Annotated in this window: 13 protein-coding genes; 12 read left to right on the top strand and 1 reads right to left on the bottom strand. The window is 69.1% G+C overall.

Features of this window, described 5'->3' with window-relative positions; translation table 11 throughout:
• Nucleotides 1-19: 19 nt before the first annotated feature.
• The 4 genes from ACWDOP_RS10810 (at nucleotide 20) to ppnP (ending at nucleotide 2,937) form a co-directional block, all read left to right on the top strand.
• On the top strand, nucleotides 20-658 hold the full coding sequence (locus ACWDOP_RS10810) for a pyridoxamine 5'-phosphate oxidase family protein (protein WP_456344861.1): 639 nt from the start codon (nucleotides 20-22) through the stop codon (nucleotides 656-658).
• Entirely contained in the window at nucleotides 655-1,959 is a 1,305-nt protein-coding gene (locus ACWDOP_RS10805; protein ID WP_456344860.1) for an MFS transporter, read from the top strand. The genes ACWDOP_RS10810 and ACWDOP_RS10805 overlap by 4 nt, the downstream gene beginning before the upstream one ends.
• Before the next feature lie 103 nt (nucleotides 1,960-2,062).
• Nucleotides 2,063-2,590, top strand: coding sequence for a hemerythrin domain-containing protein (locus ACWDOP_RS10800; protein ID WP_456344859.1), 528 nt, complete (start codon nucleotides 2,063-2,065; stop codon nucleotides 2,588-2,590).
• A gap of 35 nt (nucleotides 2,591-2,625) precedes the next feature.
• Nucleotides 2,626-2,937, top strand: coding sequence for a pyrimidine/purine nucleoside phosphorylase (gene ppnP, locus ACWDOP_RS10795; protein ID WP_456344858.1), 312 nt, complete (start codon nucleotides 2,626-2,628; stop codon nucleotides 2,935-2,937).
• A gap of 76 nt (nucleotides 2,938-3,013) precedes the next feature.
• Here ppnP and ACWDOP_RS10790 read toward each other — a convergent pair whose 3' ends face one another.
• The gene (locus ACWDOP_RS10790; RefSeq protein WP_454202873.1) at nucleotides 3,014-3,775 is read right to left on the bottom strand and encodes a 3-hydroxyacyl-CoA dehydrogenase; all 762 of its coding nucleotides are present in this window, start codon (nucleotides 3,773-3,775) and stop codon (nucleotides 3,014-3,016) included.
• 292 nt (nucleotides 3,776-4,067) lie between these two features.
• On the opposite strand from ACWDOP_RS10790, the gene ACWDOP_RS10785 reads away from it, so the two are divergent.
• The 8 genes from ACWDOP_RS10785 (at nucleotide 4,068) to ACWDOP_RS10750 (ending at nucleotide 10,894) form a co-directional block, all read left to right on the top strand.
• Nucleotides 4,068-4,736 (top strand): hypothetical protein, encoded by a 669-nt coding sequence (locus ACWDOP_RS10785; protein ID WP_456344857.1) that lies wholly within the window; start codon nucleotides 4,068-4,070, stop codon nucleotides 4,734-4,736.
• A 17-nt stretch (nucleotides 4,737-4,753) separates the two neighbouring features.
• On the top strand, nucleotides 4,754-5,629 hold the full coding sequence (locus ACWDOP_RS10780) for a MinD/ParA family ATP-binding protein (RefSeq protein ID WP_456344856.1): 876 nt from the start codon (nucleotides 4,754-4,756) through the stop codon (nucleotides 5,627-5,629).
• On the top strand, nucleotides 5,626-6,291 hold the full coding sequence (locus ACWDOP_RS10775; RefSeq protein ID WP_454202876.1) for a hypothetical protein: 666 nt from the start codon (nucleotides 5,626-5,628) through the stop codon (nucleotides 6,289-6,291). Before ACWDOP_RS10780 ends, ACWDOP_RS10775 begins: the two co-directional genes overlap by 4 nt.
• A 160-nt stretch (nucleotides 6,292-6,451) precedes the next feature.
• Nucleotides 6,452-6,742, top strand: coding sequence for a hypothetical protein (locus ACWDOP_RS10770; protein WP_354986899.1), 291 nt, complete (start codon nucleotides 6,452-6,454; stop codon nucleotides 6,740-6,742).
• Nucleotides 6,743-6,753: 11 nt separating this feature from the next.
• Nucleotides 6,754-7,005 (top strand): hypothetical protein, encoded by a 252-nt coding sequence (locus tag ACWDOP_RS10765; protein WP_454202877.1) that lies wholly within the window; start codon nucleotides 6,754-6,756, stop codon nucleotides 7,003-7,005.
• A 53-nt stretch (nucleotides 7,006-7,058) separates the two neighbouring features.
• Nucleotides 7,059-7,883 carry a hypothetical protein gene (locus ACWDOP_RS10760; RefSeq protein WP_456344855.1) on the top strand — a complete coding sequence of 275 codons (825 nt, stop codon included), beginning with the start codon at nucleotides 7,059-7,061 and terminating at the stop codon, nucleotides 7,881-7,883.
• A gap of 51 nt (nucleotides 7,884-7,934) precedes the next feature.
• Nucleotides 7,935-9,407, top strand: coding sequence for a hypothetical protein (locus ACWDOP_RS10755; protein WP_454202879.1), 1,473 nt, complete (start codon nucleotides 7,935-7,937; stop codon nucleotides 9,405-9,407).
• Complete coding sequence (locus tag ACWDOP_RS10750; RefSeq protein ID WP_454202880.1) at nucleotides 9,404-10,894, top strand: SCO6880 family protein; 1,491 nt, start codon at nucleotides 9,404-9,406, stop codon at nucleotides 10,892-10,894. The genes ACWDOP_RS10755 and ACWDOP_RS10750 overlap by 4 nt, the downstream gene beginning before the upstream one ends.
• Nucleotides 10,895-11,435: the final 541 nt, after the last annotated feature.

The following is an 11,435-nucleotide window of genomic DNA, read 5'->3' as shown; positions in this document are numbered from 1 at the left end:
CCGCATCGGTGTCTCGATCATGACCGGGCACTACGCGCAGGTGGCGTTCACCCCCGCGGTCCGGGAGCATCAGCGCAAACACGGCAGCCTGCGCGGCTACGAACGGATGGCGGCGGTGCCCGAGGTCGCGGACGCGATCGGGCAGGACGAGGCCTGGTTCATCGGAGAGCGCGACAGCTTCTACATGTCCACGGTGAGCGAGACCGGCTGGCCCTACATCCAGCACCGGGGCGGCCCGCGCGGGTTCCTGAAGGTCCTGGACCCCCACACCCTCGCCTTCGCCGACTTCCGCGGCAACAAGCAGTACATCAGCCGCGGCAACCTCGACCACGACGACCGCGTGGCCCTGTTCCTGATGGACTACGCCGCCAAGGCCCGCATGAAGATCTTCGGCCACGCCAGAGTGGTTGAGGCGGAGGACGATCCGGCCCTGATGGCGTCCCTGACCCTCCCCGGCACGACGGTCCCGGTGGAACGGGCCGTCCTGATCGAGGTCGAGGCGTTCGACTGGAACTGCCGCCAGCACATCCCCGAGCTCTACCCCCGCGAGGAGGTCCTCGAGGCCGTCCAGTCCCTGCGCGACCGCATCACCGAACTGGAACACGAGAACGCCCGCCTGCGCGCGGACGTGACGACCCGGAAGGAACAAGAGGGATGAACCAGGGATCGAGCGTTGCCGGCGCGCCCCGCGTCGCGATAACCGACGTCGTTCCGGGCCTTGCCGCGTCCGCCGTGACGAGCCCGGCCCCGGGGCGCGGTCGCCAGGTGGCAGAAGCGGGTGTCTCGGGCGCGGCTGCGGCCGGTGGCCGGGCGAAAGTCGCCGGGGTGAAGCTTGCCTGGGCGGGGTTGGCGGCCATGACCGTGTCCTTCGGCTTGAACTTCGGGATGGGGGTGTTCTTCGCGCCCGCGGCGGCCGCGTACGGGGTGAGTGCGAGTGTCCTGGCCGGGGCGGCGGCGTTCAGCACGCTCGTGACCGGGGCGGCGCAGAAACCGGTGGGGTGGCTGCTGGACGTCGTGGGCGCGAAGGCCGTGTTGGTCGGCGGGCTGAGCTTGATCTCCAGCAGCTATCTCGTGTTGTCCGTGGTCCGGGAGACCTGGCAATTCGTCACGGCATACATGCTGCTGGGCGGGCTGGGGTTCGCCGCCTCGTCCACCCTCGCGGTCACCACGCTCATCGGGCGGGCACAGGGGGATCAGGCGGGACCGGCGCTCGCGCGGGCGGCGCTGGGCATCAACCTCGGGCAGCTGCTCACCCCGTGGGCGGCGACGGCGCTGTTCGAACCGGCCGGCGTGCGCGGGGCCTTCGCGTTGCTCGGCGCCGCCGGGGTCGCCGCGACCGCGGTGCTGTGGTTCGCGCTGCCCGCCGACGAACGCGCGAAGGGCCCTGCCGGACAAGCGGAATCGCTCGCCGGGCGCGGAAAGGTGTTGGTCTCGTTCGGGTTACACGCCGCGACCCTGTACGTGTTCGTGCTCATGCTGCCCGCACACGCCGCCGAGTCGGGCTGGTCGGTCGCGTCCGCCGGCAGGCTGGTCGCCCTGGCAGCCCTCGCCGCCGGTCTGACCTCCGCCGCGATGGTGCGCCTGCTCGGCCGACATCGCCCCGAAAACCTGCTCCGCACCCTGTATCTGGTGCGCGCGTCGGCCCTCGCCCTGGCCGTGTTCGTCCCCGGCCCCGAGATCCTGATCCCCGTGGCGATCCTGTTCGGCATCGCGTCGTTCCCCGTGATCCCCCTGACGATGGCCGTGCTCTCCCGCGGCCTGGACCCCGCCCGCATGGGCCGCACCCTGTCCCCGGCCTGGGTGATCCACCAGCTGTCCGCGGCCACCGGCCTCGCCGCGGCGACCCTGATCCACGCCCAGACCGGCACCTACCGCCCCTTCTTCGCCCTGACCCTGTTCTTCACCGTGGCAGCGGCGGCGCTGGTCAGCCCGGCGCGGGCCGCCGCGTCACAGCGCTGAGGTGCCGCCCGGGAGCGTGTGCCGGGCGGACCCACCCCGTGGCAGAAAACCCTCCAGCTACCGGCTGCGCTGGCTAGGCTGCCCTCGACCGAAGGATCATGTTATGTCCCTTGATGATTCACAGCCCGCGGTGGACGTCTCCCGAGCAGAGGCTCCCGGTGATCGGGCGGTCGCCTTCGGCCGCGAGCTGGTGCGTGTACACGACCGGCTGCGGGCCGATCTGCGGCGACTGACCGGCGAACTCGACTCCTACGCCGCGGGCGCGGACCGCCCCGCGGACCTGCGCACCCACTGCCTGGCGTTCTGTACGGCCCTGACCGACCACCATACGAGCGAGGACGCCACGGCCTTCCCCGCCCTGGCCCGCCGGTTCCCCGAGCTGGAGCCGGTTCTGGCCGGCCTGCGCGACGACCACCGCCTGATCACCGGCATCCTGACCCGGTTGAAGGAGCTCCTGGACACCCTGACTCCCGGCAACGTCGGCGCGGTGCGGGGCGAGCTGGCCGGCCTGGCGGCGATCATGGAGTCCCACTTCCGCTGGGAGGAGCGGCGCATCGTGACCGCGCTGAACGAGCTGACCGGCGGTCCGTACACCGGTGCCGAGTTGTTCGGTGTGTCCCCGGTAGGCTGACCGACCGTTGTCCGAGTTCACGACCAGGAGAGTTCATGACCGCGTTCGAGAATGTCAGCGTCACGAAGAAGGCGAACGTCTACTTCGACGGCAAGTGCGTCAGCCACAACATCGAGTTGGCCGACGGCACCAGCAAGTCGGTCGGGGTCATCCTGCCGGCCACGCTGACGTTCAACACCGGGGCGCCGGAGATCATGGAACTCATCGAGGGTGAGGCCAAGGTGACCCTCGCGGGGGAGACCGAGGGCGTGGTCTACAAGGGCGGCGAGTCCTTCTCGGTGCCGGGGAACAGCTCGTTCCGGATCGAGGTCGCCGAGCCCGTGCACTACGTGTGCCACTTCGGCTGAGCCCGAACCGCGAAACCGGCCGAGAGCTTGTGGCTCCCGGCCGGTTTCGCGTTTCAGGGGGGTGCGACCCGCCTGACTAGCGCGGGGCCATGCGGATGGCGCCGTCCAGGCGGATGGTCTCGCCGTTCAGCATCGGGTTCTCCACGATGTGGCGCACCAGGGAGCCGTACTCGGACGGATCGCCGAGGCGGGCCGGGTGCGGCACCTGCGCGCCCAGCGCCGCGATGGCGGAATCGGGCAGGGTGGCGAAAAGGGGCGTGTGGAACAGGCCCGGGGCGATGGTCACCACGCGAATCTTGAGCGGGGCCAGGTCGCGCGCGACCGGGAGGGTCAGGCCGACGATGCCGCCCTTGGACGCCGAATAGGCCGCTTGACCGATCTGACCGTCGAACGCCGCGACGGAAGCGGTGTTGACGATGACGCCGCGCTCGCCGTCGGCCTCCTCGGTGGCCGCGATGCGCTCGGCCGCCAGGCGGATCACGTTGAACGTGCCGATCAGGTTCACGTTGATGATCTTCTTGAACGAGTCGAGCGGGAACGCGCCCTGCTTGCCGACCGTCTTGATCGCATTGCCGATTCCGGCGCAGTTCACGGCGATACGCAGGGTGCCCAGCTGCTCGGCGGCGTCGAGCGCGGCGGTCACGTCCTCCTCGCTCGTCACGTCGCCGGGCGAGAACACCACGCGCTCACCGAGTTCGTCGGCCACAGCCTTGCCCTCGGACGAAGGAAGGTCGAGGATAACGACCTTCGCGCCCGCCGAGTGCAGTTCGCGCACAGTGGCAAGGCCGAGTCCCGAGGCGCCGCCGGTCACGACCGCGGCGATGTCTGCTGTCTTCACAAAACCTCCAAATTGCTTGTCTTGTGAATGTAGATTCTCGTGTGACGCGGGTGCCGGGCGGGTCCCCGGCGTGGTGTGCACACGGAGCCGGGGAGCCTGCTATCGCGTACGCGCGCGGATTACAAGGAGCGTCCTCGGCGCGTCGAGTCGTTGGAATTCTGTACATACGAGAGAATTTCCGATTGGGACCGTACTGCCGCAGTACAGAGATCGACCGTGGCACCAACGGGCCGTAGCTCGATACCGACGACGCCCGACGTCCGTCACGACCGATCGCCGAGAGGGTCCGACGATGCAGCACGACGCGCCCGACGCAGCGGGTACGCGCGCAATGTTGAAGTCGTACAAAAAAGTTTCGCGCTGGTACCCCAGTCTCGAGCCCGGCGCCGACGGCGCGGTGCTCACCGATGCTCAGGGCGACACCGTATTCGGCGACGAGGACGGCCCCGCGCGGTTCCCGCACTACATCAGTGACGCCGAAGCCGAACTGGTGATCCCGCCGGTGCCCGAGTCGATCCTGCGCCGCAGTCACTTCGCGGGCGCCTGGTCGGACTGGATGACCGATCGTGAAACCGCTTCGTACACACCGAAACTGCGCTACCGCGAATCCACCGTGGTGGAGTTCCCCTCCGAGAGCGGTGAATACACCGAGCGTGAGCCCGCCGACACCGCGTCCGCGCTGCTGGACGCCGTCGCGGACGCTCCGCCACCCACCGCGCCGCACTTCGTGCGCAGGCGGATCATCGCCGTCGCGATCCTCGTTGTTGCCATTCTGTTGCTAGCCGTAGCCGGAGGGTTAGCTCTACATACGCTCAAATCTTCCCGTGACACTTCGCAATCCGTCGGCACACTCGAAGAGGATGACCGTTCCGGTCCGAGCGCCCGCATGGCGGCGTACAACGAGATGACGGACACCTTGGTCATCGGCGACCATATCCCCGCGGGCATCCCGGCCGGATAAGAGGAGAGCTGAGACAGATGGATCAGGACTGGAGCCGTTGGCTCGACGAGGTCCCCGACGAGGGGGAGTCGTCGAGCGATCCCGCGCGTTCCAAGGCTCCGGTGGTTCGATTGCGCAAGCGCCGTGGCGATTCCGGCGAACCGGGCCCCGCGCAACGCTCGATCCTGGTGGTCGGCGGCTGCGGCGGCGCGGGCACGACGACCACCGCGCTCGGCATCGCCGGCGAGGTCGGCGCGGCGGGCGCACAGGTCGTCGCGGTGGACGCGACCCACGCCGGTAGCGATCTGGCGCTGCGGGGCGCGGACGAGCATCTCAGCCCCATCAGCCTGCAATCGTGGCTCTACGGCCGCGGTGACGACGAACCGGCGCCGCTCAAGGAGTGCCTGTCCCGCGCCACGTCCGGAATCGGGTTGCTGTGGCGCGATCCCGAACCGCTGCGCAGGCGCGCCACCTACCTCACGGTCGCGCGCGCCATCGGCGACTCCGGATACACCCCCGTATACGACGGCGGCAATCCGATCGCCGGACGGCACCTGCGCCCGCTGCTCGAGGACGGCGATATCGCACTGGTCCTTGCCATTCCGGCTCGCGTGGACGCCGCCAACCGGCTGCGCGTCACCCTGGAGTGGCTCGACGACCAGTTCAGCGGCCAGGGCGAGGGTCAGGGCGCCGGAATTGTGGGGGATACCACGATCGTTGTGTCCCACCAGTTGCCGGGCGTCGACTCTCGAATCGCTGACCATTTGCGAGAGCATCTGGACGGCTGGGTGCGCGATATCCGTGAGATACCCTATGACCCGCACCTCGCGCGCGGGGAGTTGGTGCGGCACAGCAACCTGGCCGCCGAGACACGCCGTGCGTATCGCCGCCTGCTTGCTGGAGTGGCATCATGACCGCAGCCATGAAGGAACGTCGATCTTCCTCCGAGACCGCTATGGCGGCCGGAGTGGTGCCGCCGCCGGAGACCCGCCGCGCACCCATCTGGGACCGTCCCGTACCCGGAGCAGGTCGAGCGCCACTGGTGTGGCTGCTCGGCGTGCACGGCGGCGCGGGGGCGAGCACCCTCGCGCATGTGCTTGCGCCGGCGGCGGATTCGTACCGGCGCTGGCCGGGCGGCTTCGACCGGGAATCACCCTTCGTCGTGCTCGTCGCCCGCGAGACCATCTCCGGACTGACCCGCGCGCACGACCTGCTGCGCCAGCACCACGCGGGCCTGGCCGGTTCGTGCGAGGTGCTCGGCCTGGTGACCGTCGCGGCCCGGCCGGGCCGAATCCCGGCCGAGATCAGGCGCTATCGCGACGTGGTCGGCTCGCTCGCGGGCGAGGTGTGGCAGGTGCAGTGGCACGAGGAGTGGACGCTCGTCGAGCCCGATCAGCTGCCGATCTGGTCGCCCGGCGACGCGGTGCCGCAGCAGCAGCGCCGGCGCAAAACCGATGCGCTGGAAGAGGTCATGCCCGACGTCCGTGAGCTCGGCGCGGGAATCGTGGCGGCCGTGCAGGACGCCCTCGACGCCCCTGCCGCCCCCCGGTCCGATCCGCCGGACGCCGGGGAGTGATCATTGTGCCGAGTGGAAAGCTTTGCGCACCAACGTTTTTATCCCCGCCCACCGGGGTGCGGGAGCGATTGTCCGAAGGAGTTGCCGGGGCCGGCCGTGCACGAGGGCCGATCATCGGCGAGATTGTAACTAGCAGTTCGCTTTTGGAGAAGGACAGACAATGAGCATGCTCCTCGCAGTGCACGACGCCTACGGTTCCATCCTCGCCCAGGTCGGTAATCCGACCCCCGAGGCGCCGCCCGCGTCGGACAAGTTGTTGAAGCTGGTTCGGTACTTCACCTGGTTCGTTCTGTTGTCGGGAGTCTTGGGGATCACCTACGCGGGTGGTCGCTTCGCCTGGGAGAAGTGGACAGGAGGCGGTTTGGAGTCGCCGAAGATGGTGGCGGGCGCGATGATCGGCGGCATCATCGCCACCAGTGCTGGAACGATCATGAACGCAGTGATCACCTAATGTCCGCCACAGTGGCCCTGCTGGCCTACAAGCAGATGCCCGCAGACGTGTTGCGGCCGATGATGCAGTTGATCGACTGGCTGCTGTGGTGCGTACTGCTGTTATGCCTGGCCTGGATGATCCTGTCCGCGGGCAAGCTGTGGTACGCGTTCCGCGACGATCTCGCGGCGAACGACGCGACGCACGGGGTCGTGGTGAGCCTGATGGGTGCGATCATGGCGAGTTCGGCCAGTGGGATCGCGCTCGCCCTCTTGCCGACCTAAAGTTCTTAGTTAGCTCAATTGTCCAGTGACATACAGACTTTGGAGGCGCCGCAATGAGCGAGAAGGAGTCGCCCGAGCGCGACCGGATCTCGTTCGGCGTCATCGTCTCGGCGGCCGTGGTGACGTTGATCGTCATCGTCGGCGTCGTGGTCTACATCGGCCGCGACGACACCCCGTCGAGTACGAAGGCCGAGGGAACGACACCCATCGCGGGTGATGCGGGTGCGACGGGATTCGCCGCGCCCGAAGTGGATCTGTTCGGCCGCCGGGTCGACATACCCAACAATTCGGCGGGGCAGCCACTCTCCCAGGAACCGGGCAAGCAGCGCAAGCCCGCGGATAAGGACTGGCTGACCGGACTGCCGCACGGTATCACCGAACCGCACGGCTGGCAGCGGGTTTTCGGCGCTTCGGTGCCATTCTCCACCTCCGACGGTCCGGCCCGGCTCGAAAACGGTTTGGCCGTCGGCTATTCGCACACGCCGCAGGGCGCCGTGCTGGCCGCGGCGCAGATCACCTACCGGCTCAACGCCCGTCCCGCCGACCGCGAGCTCTACGTGCGGCAGGTGCGGGTGTCGGCACAGCAGGTGGCCGCCTACGACCAGGCCCTGGCCGATCAGCGGTTACCGAAACAGCAGCCGGAGCGGGTGACCCGCTACCTGGTGGCCTCGGACGGCTTCCAGGTGGAGAACTACGCCGACGACATGGCCATCGTGCGCCTGGCCGCGCGCGGTCCCGTCGTCGACAACCGGCAATTGTGGGCGGCGGTACGCCTGATCATGGTGTGGGACGCCGGTGACTGGCGCCTCAAACCGTCGGCTTCGAAGTCCTCGCAGACGGAATACGTCGATTCCCTCGCGGGATGGACGCGGTGGTGATGAACGAATGGTGAATGAAGTGGCAACTCGACCCACGAAGGGGCGGACCACATGCTGAGGCGCATCCTGACGATCCTCGCGGTCGTGTTCACCGTCATGATCGCTACACCGACGGTGGCGTACGGACAGAACTACGGTTTCGACGAGGCGTGCAACCAGTTACACGATTCGCTCGACGGTCTCGGTATTCCCGGTCTCACCCTCGGTGACGCGGCCTCGGCCGCGTGCAAGGCCGGCAACGTCGCCACCCATCCCGTCGACGCCGCGGACACCGTCCGGGACAAGGCGTGGGACTCCACCTTCGGCAAGGTGGTCGACTCGCTCATGAGCGGTCTGGGCGAGGCGCTGATACTCGCGCTGACGTTCTGGATGAAGCTGCCCAACGAACGGGTCAGCGACGCCGGAACATTGTTCAGCAAGATAAACGACTACACGTATCAAGCGCAGATATTGCTCTTGATGGTGTCGGTGATCCTATCCGGCGCCAAACTGGCGGAAGCCAGACGAGGGGCCGCTGTCAGTGAGGCGGCCGAATCCTTCCGCATGTACGCGCGGGTCATCTTCAGTTCCTGGATGCTCGGCGCGGTGATCGTGGCGGCCACCCAGGCCTCGGACAAGTTCTCCGAGTGGGTGATTCAGGATTCCACCGACGGGCAGGCGCGCAACATCGCCGAACTCATGGTGAAAACGTCGAAACTGCAAGCGTTCTCACCCGGTCTGGTGCTGATCATCGCGATCGTCGGCCTGCTCGGCGCGCTCGCGCAGATCGTGCTCGCCATCGTGCGCCAAGGGTTGCTGATAGTCGCGGCGGGCGTGCTGCCGCTGGCGGCGGCGGCCTCGGGCACGGCGACCGGGCGCGGGTCCTATCCCAAGCTCATCAGCTGGATCATCGCGTTCATGCTCTACAAACCGGTGGCGGCGATCGTCTACATGATCGCGTTCACCACCGCGGGCAACACCGATGAGCTGACCTCCACCGCGGGTCTGCCCGACGCCGATCAGGCCCAGCGCATGCTGGTCGCGATCGTGCTGCTGTGCAGCGCGGCGTTCGTGCTGCCCGCCCTCATGCGCCTGGCCACCCCGGCCGTGGCCATCGTCGGCAGCGGTGGTTCGGGTCTGACCGCCACCACCGGCACCCTGGTCGGCGTCGCCGCCATCGGTGCGGTCGGCAGCCGGGCCGTGGGCGCGAAGGTGGCTGCCGGTCCCGGCCGGGCCGGCTTCGTCGGACCGCAGCGGGGCGGACCCCGCGGCCCCGGTGGGCCCGGCGGTCCCGGCGGCGTGGCGGGACGGCCGTTACCGCCGCGCGGTGGCGGCGGAGGCGGCGGCGCGGCCGCGAGTCCTTCCGGTCCGGGCGGCGGTGCGGCAGTACCGTCGGGCGCGGCACGAGCAGCAGCGAACCGGGTCTCGCAGGTGCGAGCCGCGACAGCCGGGTTGAACCGGGCGGATGCGGCCGCGGGCGATCTCGCCGGTGACCGCTGGACCAACCGTTCACCCGACCTCGGCAGGAGCACCATCCCACGATGACCATGACCGACACCTACGAGCGCCGCTCGTACGGACTGTGGCAGAAGCCCCGCAGCGCAGGACTTTTCGGCCTGCGCTGGGGTGAGACCGTCGTCGGCTTCGCGGTCGTGATCGGGGCGCTGCTGACCGCGCTCATCGCGGGACCCAAACCGGCGCTGTTCGTGGCGGTCGTCGGTCTGGTCGTCATGGTTCCACTGGTGTGGCGAACCGGAGGACGCTCCGGATACGAGACGGGATTGATGATGTTCCATTGGTTGCGCGGCCGCAGTAAGGGCGAGCACGTGTATCGCGGCGGCCGGTTCTCCCGGATTCCGGGTGGCGTCACCCGGCTGCCCGGGATCATGGCGCCCTCGCGGCTGTACGAGGGCATCGACGCCGGCGGCTACAGCTTCGGCATGATCCACCTGCCGCAGTTCGGGCAGTACACGGTGGTGCTGCGCGCCTGGCCGCAGGGGCACGAGGCCGTGGATCAGCCGGTGATCGACCGGTGGGTGTCCGCGTGGGGCACCTTCCTGGCCTCGCTGGGACAGACCTCCGACATCGTGGCGGTGGTGCCGGTCATCGACACCGTGCCCGAGACCGGAAACCGTTTGCTCACCGAGGTTTCCGCGATCACCCGGCCCGAGGCGCCGGATCTGGCGCAGCAGGTCATGTACGAGCTGGCGACCGAACTGCCGCAGGAGCGGGTGCAGCTGCTGCCGCGCGTGTCCATCACGTTCAAGGCGACAACCGCTGAGCGGCGCAAGAATCCGGCGGAGGAGGCGGTCGAGATCGGCCGCCGGCTGCCGGGCATCTGCGCGGCGCTGGCCGAGGCGGGCGTGCGCGCGCAGCCGATGTCGGCCGACGACGTCATCGCGTTCATCCGGCGTTCCTACGATCCGGCCTCGCAGGCCGATCTCGAGGTGGCGGCGGGCGAAGCCGGTGGGCACGGGCTGGATTGGGCCGACGCCGGGCCGGTTTCGCACGAGGAGCGGTGGGATCACTTCATCCACGACGGCGGACGTTCGGTCACCTGGGAGATGGACACCGCGCCCGAGGGCGCCGTGGACGAGCGGGTGCTGCAGCGGCTGCTCGCGCCCAATCCCGAGGTGCCGCGCAAGCGCGTGACGATCGTGTACCGGCCGCATTCGGCCGGTGACGCGGCGCAGATCGTGGACGACGACTACAAGAACGCGCTCGTGGCTCAGCAGAGCGAGCGCGGCGTGGTGTCGGCGGCGGCGACCATCCGGGTCGGCGCCACCCAGCAGGCACGGGAGGAGCAGGCGCGCGGGCACGGCGTCACGCGATTCGGTGCGCTCGTGACCATCACCGAACCGCTGCGCGGGGATCTGCCGCGCATCGAGGCCATTACCCGCGACCTGTCCACCCAGTCGCGGTTGAAGATCCGGCGCTGCTACCGCTACCAGGCGGCGGCCTTCGCAGCCTCGCTCGGCTGCGGGGTGATCCTGCCGGAGCACGCGACCATTCCGAAAGCGCTTGCGGGGTAACTGTTCATGCCACGTGATTTCGAACCACCGGTCCGGGACCGCGACGCCGCCGCTTCGGCGCGTCGCGGTTCTCGCCGCGATCAGGGGACGGCGGATCAACCCGACCGCACCCCCGCGGATCCCGACCAGTCCTGGCCCTCGGCCCGCGTGGCCCGCGATGAACACCGCCCCCGCCGCGGCACCCTCCCGGATCGCCGCATGCTCCGCCGCGATCCGGTTCCCCCGGAGACCTTCATCCACCCTTCCCCGGAGGAGACCGCGGCCGCCGAGGCCGCGACGAAAGCCCCCGACCCCACTCCCGAACCCCGCCAGCCGGATTCGCCCCCGCCCGCCCGCCGCCCCGCCTACCGCTTCGATCCCGGCCGCACGACCCGCGACCCGGAGGCTGAGGCGGCAGCGAGCGGAGAGGTCGGCACCGAGTCCGCTTCGGGCGCAGGCGCTTCCACCACCGCCGGTGGGGTGAGCGCTGCTGCTTCCGGAATGGCGAGCGGTCCGGACGCCACCGCTGCCGGCACCGTGACCGGTGCGGATGCCATCGCTG

It is taken from the genome of Nocardia sp. NPDC003693 (assembly GCF_053981095.1).
The sequence above is the reverse complement of the archived record's forward strand: the minus strand, read 5'-3'. Positions and strand labels throughout refer to the sequence as shown.

Coding starts and splice junctions, on each gene's coding strand:
- ACWDOP_RS10800 (WP_456344859.1), top strand. CDS start 2,063: ATGTCCCTTGATGATTCACAGCCCGCGGTGGACGTCTCCCGAGCAGAG.
- ACWDOP_RS10755 (WP_454202879.1), top strand. CDS start 7,935: ATGCTGAGGCGCATCCTGACGATCCTCGCGGTCGTGTTCACCGTCATG.
- ACWDOP_RS10760 (WP_456344855.1), top strand. CDS start 7,059: ATGAGCGAGAAGGAGTCGCCCGAGCGCGACCGGATCTCGTTCGGCGTC.
- ACWDOP_RS10775 (WP_454202876.1), top strand. CDS start 5,626: ATGACCGCAGCCATGAAGGAACGTCGATCTTCCTCCGAGACCGCTATG.
- ACWDOP_RS10750 (WP_454202880.1), top strand. CDS start 9,404: ATGACCATGACCGACACCTACGAGCGCCGCTCGTACGGACTGTGGCAG.
- ACWDOP_RS10785 (WP_456344857.1), top strand. CDS start 4,068: ATGCAGCACGACGCGCCCGACGCAGCGGGTACGCGCGCAATGTTGAAG.
- ACWDOP_RS10810 (WP_456344861.1), top strand. CDS start 20: ATGACCGGGCACTACGCGCAGGTGGCGTTCACCCCCGCGGTCCGGGAG.
- ACWDOP_RS10780 (WP_456344856.1), top strand. CDS start 4,754: ATGGATCAGGACTGGAGCCGTTGGCTCGACGAGGTCCCCGACGAGGGG.
- ACWDOP_RS10805 (WP_456344860.1), top strand. CDS start 655: ATGAACCAGGGATCGAGCGTTGCCGGCGCGCCCCGCGTCGCGATAACC.
- ACWDOP_RS10770 (WP_354986899.1), top strand. CDS start 6,452: ATGAGCATGCTCCTCGCAGTGCACGACGCCTACGGTTCCATCCTCGCC.
- ppnP (WP_456344858.1), top strand. CDS start 2,626: ATGACCGCGTTCGAGAATGTCAGCGTCACGAAGAAGGCGAACGTCTAC.